Below are 14138 nucleotides of genomic sequence, written 5' to 3'. Positions count from 1 at the left end.
CATGGCCTACAAGGCGCCCGTCCGCGACCTGACCTTCATCCTGAACGAAGTGCTGGAGATCGACCGCTATTCGAACTCGCCCGGCTTCCAGGACGTCTCGTCCGACCTGGTCCAGCAACTGCTCGAGGAAGGGGCCAAGTTCGCCGAAGAGGTCATCGCCCCGATCAACCATTCGGGCGACAAGGAAGGCTGCCACTGGGACAACGGCGTCGTCACCGGACCCAAGGGCTGGAAGGAAGCCTACCACGCCATGGTCGAGGCCGGCTGGCCCGCCCTTTCGGCCGATCCGGCCTATGGCGGCCAAGGCATGCCCGCCGTGGTCGGCATGGCGTTCGGCCAGTTCACCGCCGGAGCCTCGGCCGCCTTCTCGATGTATCCGGGCCTGACGGCGGGAGCGTACGCCGGCATCCACGCCAACGCGTCGGAGGAGCTGAAGACCAAATACCTGCCGAAGATGGCCACCGGCGAGTGGGGCGGGACCATGAACCTGACCGAGCCCCAGTGCGGCACCGATCTGGGCATGGTGCGCACCAAGGCCGTGCCCCAGGGCGACGGCAGCTACAAGATCACCGGCCAGAAGATCTGGATCTCCGCCGGCGAGCACGACTTCACCGACAACATCATCCACACCGTCCTGGCCCGGGTCGAGGGCGCACCGGCCGGGATCAAGGGCCTGTCACTGTTCCTGGTGCCCAAATTCCTCGTCAACGAGGACGGCTCGATCGGCGAGCGCAACGCGCTGATGTGCACGGGCCTCGAGCACAAGATGGGCATCCACGGCAATGCGACCGCCGTTATGCAGTACGACGGCGCGACCGGCTGGCTGATCGGCGAGGAAGGCCGGGGCATGAACAACATGTTCGTGGTCATGAACGACGCCCGTCTGGGCACCGGCCTGCAGGGCCTCGCCATCGGTGCCGCCGCCTATCAGGCCGCCGTCGAGTTCGCCAAGGACCGGATCCAGGGCCGCAGCCTGACCGGACCCAAGAACCCGGACGGACCGGCCGATTCCATCATGGTCCACCCCGACGTCCGGCGCATGCTGCTGGAGGCCAAGGCCTTCGTCGAAGGCGGCCAGGCCTTCGTCCTGTGGACCGCGCTCCAGGCCGATCTGGAGAAGTCCGACGACGCCGCCACGGCCCAGAAGGCCAAGGACTATATGGGCCTGCTGACGCCCGTGCTGAAAGCCTATCTGACCGACAAGGGCTTCCACGTCGCGTCACTGGGCATGCAGGTCCACGGCGGCTCGGGCTACACCGAGCATTTCCAGGCCAGCCAGTATCTGCGCGATGCCCGGATCACCATGATCTATGAGGGCACCAACGGCATCCAGGCCCTGGATCTGGTCGGTCGCAAACTGCCCGGCAACGGCGGTCGCGCCATCATGAGCTGGTTCGCCGACATCGACGCCTTCGTGGCCGAGAACGCCGGTGCCGGGACTGCCGTCAAACCCTTCGTCGACGGTCTGGCCGACGCCAAGACCAAGCTGCAGGAGGCCACCATGTGGCTGATGCAGAACGGCATGCAGAACCCGGACAACGCCGGTGCCGCCTCGACCGACTACCTCAACCTGTTCGGCCTGACCGCCCTTGCCTACATGTGGGCCCAGATGGCGAAGGCGGCCCAGGCCAAGGTCGACGAAGGCACGACCGACCCCTTCTACGTCACCAAGCTGCAGACCGGCCGCTACTTCGTCGAACGCATCCTGCCCGACGCGCAGGGCCATCTGGTCAAGCTGAAGACCGGCGCAGACGTCCTGATGCAGATGCCGGCGGAGGCGTTCTAGAGCCACGCGTCTCCTCCCCATCGCCGAAGGGCGATGGGGAGGTGGACCCTCGCGATCAGCGAGGGGACGGAGGGGGCGACCCGGTCTCACCGACCCGGGCTCCCGCCCCACCACCGGAGTCCGATCAGACCCACCCTCACCTTCGACATCACCTCGCCCCCTCCGTCCCGGCGCTGATCGCGCCGGGCCACCTCCCCATCGCCCTTCGGCGACGGGGAGGAGACAGGAAACGCCATGAACGTCATCGACACCCCCTCCCCCGATTTCATGCTGGAAGAGGACATCGTGATGTTCTCCGACAGCGTCGGAAAATGGATCGACGAGCACGCGCCGCCCGAGGCCGTCCAGTCCTGGATCGCCAACTCCAGCGTGCCGCGCGACCTGTGGAACAAGGCCGGCGAGGCGGGTCTGCTGGGCCTGTCCATGCCCGAGGAAGACGGCGGCATGGGCGGCGACTATCGCCACGAGGTCGTGCTGATGCGCCAGCTGGGCTGGAAGGGCGCGGACCATTTCGGCATCAGCCTGCACAACGCCATCGTCGCCCCCTACATCTGGCACTACGGCACACCGGAACAGAAGGAACGCTGGCTGCCCAGGCTGCTGACCGGCGAACTGGTCGGGGCCATCGCCATGACCGAACCCGGCGCGGGCAGCGATCTTCAGGGCATCAAGACGACCGCCATCAAGTCCGGCAACGGCTATGTGGTGAACGGCTCCAAGACCTTCATCACCAATGGCCAGCTGGCCAACTTCATCATCGTCGTGGCAAAGACCGACCCGACGGCGGGCGCCAAGGGCACCAGTTTGATCGTGGTCGAGACCGACGGCGCCGAGGGCTTCGAACGCGGCCGCAACCTCCACAAGATCGGCATGGAGGGCAACGACACCTCCGAACTTTTCTTCAACGACGTGAAGGTGCCAGGCGAGAACATCATCGGCGGCGGCGAGGGCCAGGGCTTCATCCAGCTGATGCAGCAACTGCCGCAGGAGCGGCTGAACATCGCCATCCAGGGCATCGCGGCCGCCGAGCGCGGGCTGCAGGAAACCCTCGCCTACGTCAAACAGCGCAAGGCCTTCGGCAAGACCGTGCTGGAGTTCCAGAACACCCAGTTCAAACTGGCCGAGGTCAAGACCAAGCTGACCGTCGCCCGGGTCTTCGTCGACCACTGCATCGGCCTGCACCTGAAGGGCCAGCTGGATGCGGTCACCGCCTCCATGGCGAAATACTGGGTCACCGACATCCAGGGCGAGACCCTGGACGAGATGCTCCAGCTGCACGGCGGCTACGGCTATATGAACGAATATCCGATCGCCCAGCTCTACAAGGACGCGCGCGTCCAGCGCATCTACGGCGGCACCAACGAGATCATGAAGGTGCTGATCGCGCGTTCGCTGTAAGACCGTCCGCATGCGCAAGACAGCCCCCCAGAGACTGGCGGAACGCGAGGCCCGGGCCCGGTCCGAACTGCTCGACAGCCTGTTCGATCCGTGGATCGGCGGGGCCGGCAAGGCCGAGATGCTGACGCGGCTCGGCCCGGTCGATCCGATGGACGCGAAGGACGTGGCCCGCGCCCTGCAGACCGACATCGCCGGCCCTTTCGCGGAGCTGACACGGGAGACGCAGACGCGGATCAAGGCGGCCCTGGCCGTGCTTGTGAACAGTGATGGCGAGGAGTTCCGCGCCTACTGGCTGGACCTGAGGGCCCCGTTCGGCACCACCGAGGCCGAGGCCGACGCCATCTTCCCCGTGGTCGCAAAATCGCTGGGGGTCAGGCTGCCGGAGGCACCGCCTCGGGGGTAACGGCGGCAGCCCCTGTCGCCTCACGGGTCAACAGGAAGAAGAAGGGGGCAGGCGTGGGCCGCCAGTCCATCAGACCCAGAACCCGCGTGTCGTCGACCCGCCGAAAGTGATCGATGATGGGCAGGTCGTCATAGATCATCCCCGCCGACACCAGCCCGCGGTGGGCCACCGACCGCAGCCTGGCCTTCGGTGCGCGGGTCGCCAGCACGGGCAACATCTTGCGGTACAGACCGCGCGCCGCCTCGGTGCGGGACACCCGCGGGAGCCTCAGCGCGACGCCCAGCGGCAGCCGGGCCGGGTCAAGGGCATGAACCGCGTCTTGGCCGTCAAACAGCAGCGGGTGGACCCGGTCGGCGTCCATGAAAGCCTTACCGTGCCAGCCATAGAACGCCAGCAGGCCATCAAGCGGGTGGCCGCTCGGCAACTCCGTGCCGCGCCATGTCCCGATCAGGACCTCCGGGGTCACGGCGGCCAGCGTGTCGAACGCGTCCAGCGCCCCGTCCGGGGTCATTCCCTGCCTCGCCCAGTTTTCCAGCCATGGCATGATCCGTTTCCTCTCCGGTGGAAATGCGCAGGGGTAACGGTCTAGGAGCAGTCATGATCCGCCTTCATGTCACACCCGATCTCACGCCCGGAGCCGCCGTCGCCCCGACGCTGGACCAGTCGCGCTATCTGACCCAGGTCATGCGGCTGAAGCTCGGGGACGCCCTGCTGGTCTTCAACGGCCGCGACGGGGAATGGCGCGCAACCATCGCCGAGGTGCTCAAGAAGGGCGTGATCCTGAAGCTTGAGGACCAGGTCCGGCCCCAGACCCTGGGCCCCGACCTCGACCTGATCGTCGCCGTGGTCAAGAAATCCCGGGTCGAAACCATCGTCGAGAAGGCCGCCGAGCTGGGCGCGCGCCGGGTCAGGCTGACCATCACCCGGCGCACCAATGTCGAACATGTGCGGCTGGACCGGCTGGACGCCATCGCGATCGAGGCGGCTGAACAGACCGGCCGGCTGGACGTGCCGGCAATCGAGGATCCGGCGAAGCTGGACACCCTGCTGGACAGCTGGGACCCGGCGCGCAGGCTGATGTTCTGCGACGAGACCGGGGGCGCGCCGGTGGCGTCCGCCATCACGGAGCCGGGCCCGTGGGCCATCCTGATCGGGCCCGAGGGCGGGTTCGCGCCGGAGGAGCGCGATCGGCTCCGCGCCCTGCCCTTCACCACCGCTGTCTCGCTGGGGCCGCGCGTCCTGCGCGCCGATACCGCTGCCATCGCCGCCATGACCCTGTGGCAGGCCGTGGTCGGCGACTGGGAGCGATAGGGCCGTGCTGGCCGAACTCACCCTCGCCACCGTGATGGTGCTGCTCACCGTCATCCTCCACGGCGGCGGCCTTCTGACCCTCGGCCGGCTGATGGAATGGCGCGAGCGCTCGACCGGCCAGTCGCGGGTCAGCCCGCTGTCCATGGAGGGGGCCATCGTCGCCGTCCTGTCGGCCCTGGGCCTTCTGGTCCTGCACGGCCTCGAGATCTGGCTCTATGCCTTCCTTTATCGCGGCATCGGCGCGGTCGAGCCAATGCGCGACGCGGTCTATTTCTCGACCATCGCCTATGCCTCGATCGGCTTTTCCGACGCCGCCATGGCCCCGGAGTGGAAGCTGCTGGGGGCGCTGGAGGGCATCAACGGGGCCCTGCTGCTGGGCTGGTCCGTGGCCTTCTTCGTGACCCTGATGACGCGTTTCCTGCCGGCCCGGCACCACAACGGCTGAAACGGCAGAACCGGGCGAGGATTATTTTCCTGATGCCGTCTTGCGCTCGCCCGGGCCCTGACCCACATCCGGCAGATCTTGACAGCCCCAACACAGACCAGCCCCGCCCGATAGTTTCCGATAATCCCGTCACCGTGACGTATTCGATGAGCACAAGTCCTTGATTTCGTTAACCGGGCGCGGATTTCGTCACGGTCCGTCACGGTGTTTTTTCGTCAGGGTGAGCGCATGCCTCACGTCCCATGTCGCCCTCCCCTTGAGACCGGCCGCAATCTCGCCCATCTAGCCGCAACGGGCCAGTCGCCCGCTCCGGGGCCTGCATGACCGATCCGACGCCGCTGACCTTTGACGACCTCGTGGGCGTCATGTCGAAAGGCATGAAGCCGAAAGACCAGTGGCGCGTGGGGGCTGAGCACGAAAAGTTCGGCTTCGACAGGTCAACCCTGCGCCGTCCGACCTATGAAGGGCCCAACGGCATCCTCGCCATGCTGACCGGCCTGCAGCGCTTCGGCTGGTCGCCCGTCGAGGAGGCCGGTCATGTCATCGCCCTCGAGCGGAAGAACGACGAGGGCTACACCGCCTCCATCAGCCTCGAGCCCGGCGGGCAGTTCGAACTGTCCGGCGCCCCGCTCAAGACCATCCACGACATCTGTTCGGAGACCGGCCAGCATCTGATGGAGGTCAAGATGGTCGCCGACGAGCTGAACCTCGGCTTCCTCGGGGCCGGCTTCGACCCGAAGTGGCGGCGCGAGGACGTACCGGTCATGCCCAAGGGCCGCTACGACATCATGCGCGCCTATATGCCGAAGAAGGGCAATCTGGGCCTCGACATGATGCTGCGCACCTGCACCATCCAGGCCAACCTCGACTTCTCGTCCGAGGCCGACATGGTGGCCAAGTTCAGGACCTCATTGGCGCTCCAGCCGATCGGCACCGCCCTGTTCGCCTGCTCCCCCTTCACCGAGGGCCGCCCGAACGGCTTCCTGTCCGCCCGGGCCAATGTCTGGACCGACACCGATCCCGACCGCACCGGCATGCTGAACTTCGTCTTCCAGGACGGGTTCGGCTTCGAGACCTATGCCAACTATGCGCTGGATACGCCGATGTATTTCGCCAAGCGCGGCGAGAAATACATCGACGCCTCCGGCCAGTCGTTCCGCGACTTCATGGAGGGCAGGCTGCCCGCCCTGCCGGGCGAACGCCCGACGCTGAAGGACTGGGCCGATCACCTGACCACATTGTTCCCGGAAGTCCGGCTGAAACAGTATCTGGAGATGCGCGGCTCGGACGGCGGACCGTGGAGCAGGATCTGCGGCCTGCCGGCCCTGTGGACCGGCATCTTCTACGACGCCCCCTCGCTCGCCGCCGCCTGGGACCTGTGCAAGGACTGGGACATCGCGGACCACGAACGCCTGCGCCGCGACGTGACCCGGCTGGGTCTCCGCGCCGAGGTCGCCGGCCGGTCGGTCCGCGACATCGCCGTCGACATGGTTGCCATCGCCCGACAGGGCCTGAAGAACCGCGCCTGCTTCAGCGGCGGCATGGTCGACGAGCGCGGCTATCTGTCCGAGCTGGAAGACATCGCCGACAGCGGGGTCACCCCCGCCGAACGGCTTCTGGACCTGTACCACGGCGACTGGCAGGGCGACGTCAGCCGCATCTACCGCGACTTCGCCTACTGATCGGGGGATGCCTCAGAAGCGGAGACGCACCCCGACGGCCAGCCCGCCCTGTTCCGCCCGGTCGGCCACGGACCAGAAGCCCTCAATCCCGGCCTCCAGCCGCTCTCCGAACCGGGCCCGCAGGGTGCCGGACACGGTCGCGGCGTCGCCCAAGGAACCGATCTCGCCGGGCACCGGCGCACCGAGGAAGGTCGCCGGGGTCTCGAAGGTGTCGTCGCCGGTGCTGAAGGCATAGCGGGCCCCGAGCTCGCCGCTCAGGGTCGCCGGGCCGGCCTCGAAGGGGGCGAACGCCAGTTCGACCCCGGGACCGGTCTCGACACGGGTCTGGTCGACCTCGGCCACGGACAGGCTGAAGATGTCGGCCGTTTCCTCAAAGGCATCGGCCTGGACCCGCTGGACGCGCCCATGGACGAACGGGCGAAGCTCGAACCCGCCCCTCGGAACCGTCGCCCCGATGCGGCCGTCGACCCAGGCCGAATAGCCGTTGCTGCGAGCCTGACCGGTCAGGCCCTGTCCCTCCAGCACCGTGCCGGCAGCCCCGATGATCGCGCCCCGCACGAAGGTATAATCCAGCACCTCGACGCCGGCCGCACCACGCGCGAACCAGACGCCACGCCGGGCCGCCCCATAGCCGGTCAGACCGAACGCCTCGACCGTCGCCTCGTTGGCGATACCGGTCTCGGCCATCTCGGTGCGGACATAGGTGAAGGCCAGACCCAGGGTCGCGTTTTCACTGGCCGCCAGATCGAACCCGGTCACGGCCCCGAGGCTCTCGGCCTCCGCACCGTTCGCGGAGCCGGTGGCGTCGTGCTCGCCGCGCGCCGCCAGAACCGCGCCCCAGGCCCCGCCCTCGGCCTCAGCGCTCATGCGCGAGCCCAGCGTCTGCATCAGCGCCGCCTGCCCCCGTTCTGCGGCCCAGAAGCCGTTGGTAAAGGCCGAGGCCGCGACCGCATCGCGCGTCATAGCCAGGTTCTCGAGGTTCAGCAGCCCCCAGCCGTACTCGACATCGATGCCCGCCGCGCCCACGTCGGTCGCCGTCGCCAGCGTCAGCCGCGTCAGCTCTGCGCTGGACGCGTTCGGCAACATCTGCCGCGCGACCGCCACCGCGCCCGTGACATGGGGAGCCGCCATGGACGTGCCGGCCTCGGGGCCGTAGCCACCGCCCGGGATCGTCGACATGACAAAAGTCTGGGCCGTCGTCTGGCCCTCTTCCGGAAACTCGCCGCCCGGGGCCGCCAGACACCATTGCGCCGCCCGGCCGCACTGATTGGCATAGCTGGACAGGGTGCCGGTCGGGCCCACCGCCGTCACCGCGAGCCAGTTCGGCTGCAACTCCGGCACATAGAAGGGCAGTCCGGCCTGCACATTGGGCTGAAGCTGGCTCTCATTGCCGGTCGAGAACACGAGGATCGCATCCTGCGCCACCGCCTCGCGGAAGGCCGCCGTCTGCCGCACCATGGTCTGCTGGAACGCCGCCCGGCCGGAGGCGGAGCCGATGTAGTAATCAAGGCCCCAGGAGTTGTTGAAGATGCGCGCGCCGTTCTGGAGGCCCGCCCTGATGGCGCGCGCGGCCACTCGATCGAGATCGGCCTCGGTATCGCCGCCGAGTTGCAGAGACATCAGACGGGCTTCAGGCGCGACGCCCCGGGTTCCCTGACCGTCGCTTGCTGCGGCGATGATACCGGAGACGTGGGTTCCGTGCCCGTCAGGGTCGCCGGCGACCGGTCCACCGTCGAGGCCACTGAACGAGAAGCTCGTGATCCGGCCCCGGAACTCCGGATGGGTCATGTCCAGACCGCTATCCAGGACCCCGACGATGACACCGGCACCGGTATAGCCCCGATCCTGAGCCGCGCGGGCCCCGATCAACTGAAGGTTCCAGCCATTCTCCGTTGGTCCGGACTGGGCCGAAGCCCCTGTCCCGAGCGTGGACAACGCAGCCGCACTCGCGGCCGCCAACAGAGCTTTTTGCAACACGTCCCCCGACGTCAGACTGAAAGAACGGTCTCGATAACAGGGAAACGCAGGTTTTCAAGCGCCGGCACCTCTCCCCGTCAGGTTTCGACGGGAAGCTGGAACGAAAGAAGCCCGCCGGATCCCGGCGGGCTTCGTCGAACGTGCGGACGGATCCGTGGATCAGTTCTTGGCGTCTTCGGCCGTGTTGGTGACGACCGAACCGGCGGCCGAGACATCGCGGCCGGCACCTGACAGGGTGTTGCAGGCCGAAACGGCGAGGGCGGCGGCAACCAGCGAGAGGGTCAGGATCTTCTTCATGGGGGACTTCCTTATGGCGAAGCTCCTCTAACGCAGCGCTTGCCGCCGGGTTGCATCTGCTGCTCAGGATCGCGCGCGTCGGGCGGTCGCCAGCGCACCGCGAGACCTGCTAGACCTGCGCCCATGACCCAGCCCGCCGGAACCGCCGCCCGCCGCCTTGTCGAGACCCTCGCCCTGAACGGCGTCACCCGCGTCTTCTGCGTCCCGGGCGAAAGCTATCTGGCGGTCCTGGATGCCCTGGTCGATCACCCGGAGATCGAGGTCGTCACCTGCCGGCACGAGGCCGGGGCGGCCAATATGGCCGAGGCGTATGGCAAGCTGACCGGCCGGCCCGGCATCTGCATGGTCACCCGCGGTCCCGGGGCGACCCATGCCTCGATCGGGGTCCACACGGCGCACCAGGATTCCACGCCCATGATCCTTTTCGTCGGCCAGATCGCCCTGTCCGACCGGGGCCGCGGGGCCTTCCAGGAGGTCGATTACCGCGAGGTGTTCGGCGGCCTGGCCAAATGGGCGACCGAGATCGAGAGCCCCGAGCGCACCGTTGAGGTCGTCGAACGCGCCTTCGCCACCGCCCTGCAGGGCCGGATGGGGCCCGTCGTCATCGCCCTGCCGGAGGACCTTCTGCACGAACCGGGCGGCCCGGAACCGCTGCGGCCGGTGACGCCGGCCCGGGCGGGTCTGGATCCCGAGTTTGTCGCCGATCTGGGCGAGCGCCTGTCGAAGGCGGAGCGCCCCCTGCTGGTGCTCGGCGGCTCCGGCTGGACCGAAGCGGCAGCGGCGGCGATTGGCGACTGGTCCGAACGCATCGGCCTGCCCGTCGCCCTGTCCTTCCGCCGGAAAGACATCCTGTCCAACGATCGGTCCAACTATGCCGGCGACCTGGGTCTGGGCTGCAATCCAGAGCTGATGAAGCGGGCGAAGGACGCGGACCTGCTGATCGCGATCGGGGCCCGGCTGGGGGAGAATCCGACGCAGGGCTATACGCTGTTCACCCGTGAGCACACGGCAAGGACACTGGTCCATATCCATCCCGGCCCGGAGGAGCTGGGCCGGGTGTGGACGCCGCTGATCGCGGCCACCGCCGACAACAGCCTCGCTGCCCACGCCGTGTCGACGCTGGAGTCCGGCCGCAGCTGGCACGATGAGGCGAAGGCCGCCCACGCCCACTATCAGGCCTTCTCGACCCCCGTGCCGGTCACCGGCGCGGTGAACATGAGCGAATGCATGGCCCATCTGGGCCGGGTGCTGCCGCCGACCGCCATGGTCACCAACGGGGCCGGCAACTTCGCCGCCTGGCTGCACCGCTTCTACCGCCACCGCGCCTGCCGGACCCAGCTGGCCCCGACGTCGGGGGCCATGGGCTATGGCTACCCCGCCGCCGTCGCCGCCAAGTCCCTGCATCCGGACCGCGAGGTCATCTGCGTGGCCGGGGACGGCGACTTCCTGATGACCGGCCAGGAGCTGGCCACGGCGGTCCAGCACGGCATCAACACGATCGTCATCGTCGTCGACAACGGCACCTACGGCACCATCCGCATGCACCAGGAGGGGCACTACCCCCGCCGGGTCATGGCCACCGACCTGAAGAACCCGGATTTCGTCAAGTACGCCGAGGCCTTCGGGGCGTTCGGCGTCCGATGCGAGACCACGGAGGCCTTCCCGGCCGCGCTCGAGGCCGCCCGGGATGCGGCGGGGCCCGGGGGCGTCCCCGCCCTGATCCACCTGATCACCTCGGCCGAAGACATTGCCCCCAACCGGACGATAAGCGGTCTGCGGGCGTCCTGAGCGAGCGTGACCATTGACGGGACGACGCCGATCCTTCCCCATGCCGCCTTCGCTCAGGGACGCCTCATGAACCGCATCGCCTCCGCCGGCCTCGCCGCCCTTCTGCTGTCCGCCAGCCCCCTTGCCGTCATGGCCCAGACGCGACCGGCGACGGCGGCCGTCGCTGCTCCCGACCCGGCCCTGGCGGCCTTGCTGACGGACTATGAGGCCTTCCTGAAGGCGAATGACCCGATCTCGGCGGGTCAGGAGGGCGACGTCGCCGCCAAGTCCCGCCTGCCCGACGGCTCGCGCGCGGCGGAACTGGCGCGGCAGGCTCCGCTGGAGGCGTTCCGGGCCCGGGCCGAGGCCCTGCCCGTCGCAGGGCTGTCGTCAGAAGACCGACTAAACCGCGACTTCCTGATCCGGGTGCTGACCCGGTCGATCGAGGCGATCGGACACGACTCCGGCCGGCTGGCGTTCGACGCCGAGGGCGGGGTCGGGCAGTCGGCCAACTATCTGGCCTCCATCACCCGCATCGCCAACCGGGCCGACGCTGACGCCTGGCTGGCCCGGCTGGGGGCCTTGTCGAAAATGTATGACGACGCCCTCGCCAACGCGCGGCGCGGGCTGGAGACCGGCTTCACCCAGCCGACCTCCGTGGTCGACAGCGCCCTCGTCGCCCTCGGCAATGAAGCCGCCTTTACGCCGGAGACCGACCCCCTGCTGCGCCCGTTCGCCAGCCTGCCCGGATCGATTCCGTCGGTGGATCAGGCGACGCTGCGTGCCGCCGCCGCCGCGATCGTGGCCGAACAGATCGGGCCGCGCCGTCAGGCAATGCTGGCCTTCGTGCGCGATGAGTATCGCCCCGCGTCCCGGCCCGAGGTCGGGATCGGATCGCGGCCGGGCGGTCGCGACTACTATGCCTTCCAGGCCCGCAGCTATACGACCACAGACCTGACGCCCAACCAGATCCACCAGATCGGTCTGGACGAGGTGGCCCGCATCCGCGCCCGGATGGAGACCGAGATGCGCGCGGCCGGCTGGACCGGCGATTTCGCCGGCTTCCTCGCCCACCTCCGGACCGATCCCCGCTTCTATGCGACCTCACGCGAGGACCTGCTGGAGAAGGCGTCCGAAATGGCCAAGCGGGCGGACGGGGGTCTGCAGGCCCTGTTCCGGACCCTGCCCCGCCTGACCTACAACGTCCGGCCCGTGCCGCTGGACATCGAGGCCACCTACACGACCGGCCGCTACAACGGAGGCTCGCTCGCCGACGGGGTGCCCGGGGGCTATATCGTCAACACCGGCAAGCTGGACCAGCGACCGCTGTACGAGCTGCCGGCCCTGACCCTGCATGAAGCCGTGCCCGGGCATCACCTGCAGATCGCCCTGCAGCAGGAGGCCGCCCAGGGCCCCTATTTCCGCCGCAACGTCGACGTGACGGCCTTCACCGAGGGTTGGGGCCTGTACGCGGAGTTCCTCGGCGAGGAGATGGGGTTCTACCGCACGCCCGAGGAACGGTTCGGCCGCCTGTCCTACGAAATGTGGCGGGCCTGCCGGCTGGTGGCCGACACCGGTATGCACTGGATGGGATGGACCACCAATCAGGCGCGTCAGTGCTTCGCCGAGAACTCGGCCCTCGCCCCCCACAACATCGAGACCGAACTGCAGCGCTACATCGGCTGGCCGGGCCAGGCCCTGGCCTACAAGATCGGCGAGATCCGTCTGCGCGCCATCCGAACGCGGGCGGAGACGGCGCTGGGTGACCGGTTCAATGTCCGGGACTTCCACGACGCCCTGCTGGTCGACGGCCCCCTGCCGCTGGACCTGCTGGACCGGCGCATGGAGGCCTGGATCGACAGCCAGCGCTAGGCGGTCGCGTCCGGCAGGTCGATCCCGGCCAGTTTCCAGCCGAACAGGCCCTGGCGCTTCAGCAACAGCTTCAGCGGCTCGTTCGGCCGGTCCGGGTCGGTGAGGGTCAGCACGAAGGTGTTCAGGTCGCGGTAGCCGTAGGACTGGCGGATGTCGTCGCCCTCATCAGTCGTGGCTGCAGGCTCCGCATCGGGACCGGCCGGATCCGGCATTTCGGCCGTGCGGACCATGGCGGCGACAGTCGGGGCGTTGACCAGCGCGTCCACCGCGCCGCCGACCAGCATGGGGGCCAGCATCATGCCCAGCCCGCCAAGGGCGCTGTCGTGGCCGCGCGGATCTTCGCGCATTTCGGACATCAGCCGGGCGGTCAGCTCGGTCTTGGCGCTTTCGCGGAAGGCCGGGAAATCGACCAGCCGCTCAAGCGCTGCCTCGTCGCCCGTCTTCGCCGCCGCCACGAGCGACCGCACGGTGAGAAGCGGCAGGGCCAGAAACGCCACGGTGGCGCCCACCACAACGACGGCCAGAAGTCCCTTGCCGGTGCCGCTCATCGCTTCGTCACCGCGCCGGTCGTAGCCTGGGGAGCTGCAGGGGGGGCCGGCGTTGCCCCGTCCGGCAGGCCGATGTGCACCAGTTTCCACTGGAACGGGCCGCGGCGCTCGAAGGTGAAGACCGTGGCGGATCCCCCCTCATCGGTCACCGCCAGCCGGGCGCGGTTGATGCCCCAGTAGCGGGGGGCCGGCCAGGGCGCGGCGGCCTCGTCCGTGCCGGGGCGGGGCGGGCGGACCGAGGCGTAGCGACCCTCGCCCCGGGTCAGGCCATCGAGCGCGTCAGGGGTCAGAAAGGCATCGGGGTCCGGGCCCACCGGCGCGGCGGCGTCCTCGAACTGGCGGCGGACCGCACCGATCGGGTCGTTCATGAAGGAGGGAGGCGGGGTCAGCGCCTGGGCGCGACCCGAAAGCTGCGGCCGGAGCGAGGCCCTTACCGCGTCGAAATCAATCAGACGCTGCAGGCCCGCGATGTCGTCCGACTGCGCGGCCGAGCGTATGCCGAAGAAGGCCACCACAGGGGCCACGACGAAACTGACACCCGCCAGCACGATGGCGGCAAGCAGCAAATTGCCAAACAGCTTTTTCACGCGGTGGTCTCCCCTCCTCCGACGTCGGTGCCATCAATGCACGGCGAAGGCTCCCGCTCAAACGA

General features: G+C 68.5%; 13 protein-coding genes. 8 read left to right on the top strand and 5 right to left on the bottom strand.

All coding sequences use genetic code 11. From position 1 onward, the window contains the following. Position 1: 1 nt before the first annotated feature. The 3 genes from SJY26_RS07335 to SJY26_RS07325 all read left to right on the top strand — a co-directional run bounded on the left by SJY26_RS07335 (position 2) and on the right by SJY26_RS07325 (position 3587). Positions 2 to 1786 carry an acyl-CoA dehydrogenase C-terminal domain-containing protein gene (locus SJY26_RS07335; protein ID WP_396595477.1) on the top strand — a complete coding sequence of 595 codons (1785 nt, stop codon included), beginning with the start codon at positions 2 to 4 and terminating at the stop codon, positions 1784 to 1786. 234 nt (positions 1787 to 2020) lie between these two features. After that, positions 2021 to 3184: an acyl-CoA dehydrogenase family protein gene (locus SJY26_RS07330; RefSeq protein ID WP_396595476.1), complete on the top strand. Its 1164-nt coding sequence runs from the start codon at positions 2021 to 2023 to the stop codon at positions 3182 to 3184. A gap of 10 nt (positions 3185 to 3194) precedes the next feature. Further along, entirely contained in the window at positions 3195 to 3587 is a 393-nt protein-coding gene (locus tag SJY26_RS07325) for a hypothetical protein (RefSeq protein WP_396595475.1), read from the top strand. On the opposite strand, the gene SJY26_RS07320 is transcribed toward SJY26_RS07325, so the two are convergent. Further along, positions 3556 to 4131, bottom strand: a complete 576-nt coding sequence (locus SJY26_RS07320) for a DUF4334 domain-containing protein (protein ID WP_396595474.1) — start codon at positions 4129 to 4131, stop codon at positions 3556 to 3558. The two genes, SJY26_RS07325 and SJY26_RS07320, sit on opposite strands and share 32 nt — an antisense overlap. Before the next feature lie 53 nt (positions 4132 to 4184). Between SJY26_RS07320 and SJY26_RS07315 the strand changes: the two genes are divergently transcribed. The 3 genes from SJY26_RS07315 to SJY26_RS07305 all read left to right on the top strand — a co-directional run bounded on the left by SJY26_RS07315 (position 4185) and on the right by SJY26_RS07305 (position 7025). After that, positions 4185 to 4898, top strand: a complete 714-nt coding sequence (locus tag SJY26_RS07315; protein WP_396595473.1) for a 16S rRNA (uracil(1498)-N(3))-methyltransferase — start codon at positions 4185 to 4187, stop codon at positions 4896 to 4898. Positions 4899 to 4902: 4 nt separating this feature from the next. Beyond that, the gene (locus SJY26_RS07310; RefSeq protein WP_396595472.1) at positions 4903 to 5343 is read left to right on the top strand and encodes an ion channel; all 441 of its coding nucleotides are present in this window, start codon (positions 4903 to 4905) and stop codon (positions 5341 to 5343) included. Between the two features lie 320 nt (positions 5344 to 5663). Continuing rightward, positions 5664 to 7025, top strand: a complete 1362-nt coding sequence (locus tag SJY26_RS07305) for a glutamate--cysteine ligase (RefSeq protein ID WP_396595471.1) — start codon at positions 5664 to 5666, stop codon at positions 7023 to 7025. 12 nt (positions 7026 to 7037) lie between these two features. On the opposite strand, the gene SJY26_RS07300 is transcribed toward SJY26_RS07305, so the two are convergent. Together SJY26_RS07300 and SJY26_RS07295 are read right to left on the bottom strand one after the other, a co-directional pair. Continuing rightward, positions 7038 to 8894, bottom strand: coding sequence for a S8 family peptidase (locus SJY26_RS07300; protein WP_396595470.1), 1857 nt, complete (start codon positions 8892 to 8894; stop codon positions 7038 to 7040). A gap of 267 nt (positions 8895 to 9161) precedes the next feature. Beyond that, positions 9162 to 9299: an entericidin A/B family lipoprotein gene (locus SJY26_RS07295; RefSeq protein WP_396595469.1), complete on the bottom strand. Its 138-nt coding sequence runs from the start codon at positions 9297 to 9299 to the stop codon at positions 9162 to 9164. 123 nt (positions 9300 to 9422) lie between these two features. Between SJY26_RS07295 and SJY26_RS07290 the strand changes: the two genes are divergently transcribed. Both SJY26_RS07290 and SJY26_RS07285 read left to right on the top strand, forming a co-directional pair. Next, the gene (locus SJY26_RS07290; protein WP_396595468.1) at positions 9423 to 11087 is read left to right on the top strand and encodes a thiamine pyrophosphate-binding protein; all 1665 of its coding nucleotides are present in this window, start codon (positions 9423 to 9425) and stop codon (positions 11085 to 11087) included. Positions 11088 to 11153: 66 nt separating this feature from the next. Continuing rightward, positions 11154 to 12938 carry a DUF885 domain-containing protein gene (locus SJY26_RS07285; protein ID WP_396595467.1) on the top strand — a complete coding sequence of 595 codons (1785 nt, stop codon included), beginning with the start codon at positions 11154 to 11156 and terminating at the stop codon, positions 12936 to 12938. Here SJY26_RS07285 and SJY26_RS07280 read toward each other — a convergent pair. Continuing rightward, positions 12935 to 13486 carry a DUF2939 domain-containing protein gene (locus SJY26_RS07280; RefSeq protein WP_396595466.1) on the bottom strand — a complete coding sequence of 184 codons (552 nt, stop codon included), beginning with the start codon at positions 13484 to 13486 and terminating at the stop codon, positions 12935 to 12937. The two genes, SJY26_RS07285 and SJY26_RS07280, sit on opposite strands and share 4 nt — an antisense overlap. Further along, on the bottom strand, positions 13483 to 14073 hold the full coding sequence (locus SJY26_RS07275; RefSeq protein ID WP_396595465.1) for a DUF2939 domain-containing protein: 591 nt from the start codon (positions 14071 to 14073) through the stop codon (positions 13483 to 13485). Before SJY26_RS07275 ends, SJY26_RS07280 begins: the two co-directional genes overlap by 4 nt. Positions 14074 to 14138: the final 65 nt, after the last annotated feature.

The organism is Brevundimonas sp. R86498 (assembly GCF_044598075.1).
Taxonomy (GTDB): domain Bacteria; phylum Pseudomonadota; class Alphaproteobacteria; order Caulobacterales; family Caulobacteraceae; genus Brevundimonas.
Note: the sequence above shows the minus strand (reverse complement) of the source record. Positions and strands in the feature narration are given on the sequence as shown.

Excerpts from the sequence above, each read along its gene's own strand:
- SJY26_RS07285 (WP_396595467.1), top strand. The coding sequence starts at position 11,154 with ATGAACCGCATCGCCTCCGCCGGCCTCGCCGCCCTTCTGCTGTCCGCC.
- SJY26_RS07335 (WP_396595477.1), top strand. The coding sequence starts at position 2 with ATGGCCTACAAGGCGCCCGTCCGCGACCTGACCTTCATCCTGAACGAA.
- SJY26_RS07280 (WP_396595466.1), bottom strand. The coding sequence starts at position 13,486 with ATGAGCGGCACCGGCAAGGGACTTCTGGCCGTCGTTGTGGTGGGCGCC.
- SJY26_RS07315 (WP_396595473.1), top strand. The coding sequence starts at position 4,185 with ATGATCCGCCTTCATGTCACACCCGATCTCACGCCCGGAGCCGCCGTC.
- SJY26_RS07295 (WP_396595469.1), bottom strand. The coding sequence starts at position 9,299 with ATGAAGAAGATCCTGACCCTCTCGCTGGTTGCCGCCGCCCTCGCCGTT.
- SJY26_RS07320 (WP_396595474.1), bottom strand. The coding sequence starts at position 4,131 with ATGCCATGGCTGGAAAACTGGGCGAGGCAGGGAATGACCCCGGACGGG.
- SJY26_RS07330 (WP_396595476.1), top strand. The coding sequence starts at position 2,021 with ATGAACGTCATCGACACCCCCTCCCCCGATTTCATGCTGGAAGAGGAC.
- SJY26_RS07325 (WP_396595475.1), top strand. The coding sequence starts at position 3,195 with ATGCGCAAGACAGCCCCCCAGAGACTGGCGGAACGCGAGGCCCGGGCC.
- SJY26_RS07305 (WP_396595471.1), top strand. The coding sequence starts at position 5,664 with ATGACCGATCCGACGCCGCTGACCTTTGACGACCTCGTGGGCGTCATG.
- SJY26_RS07290 (WP_396595468.1), top strand. The coding sequence starts at position 9,423 with ATGACCCAGCCCGCCGGAACCGCCGCCCGCCGCCTTGTCGAGACCCTC.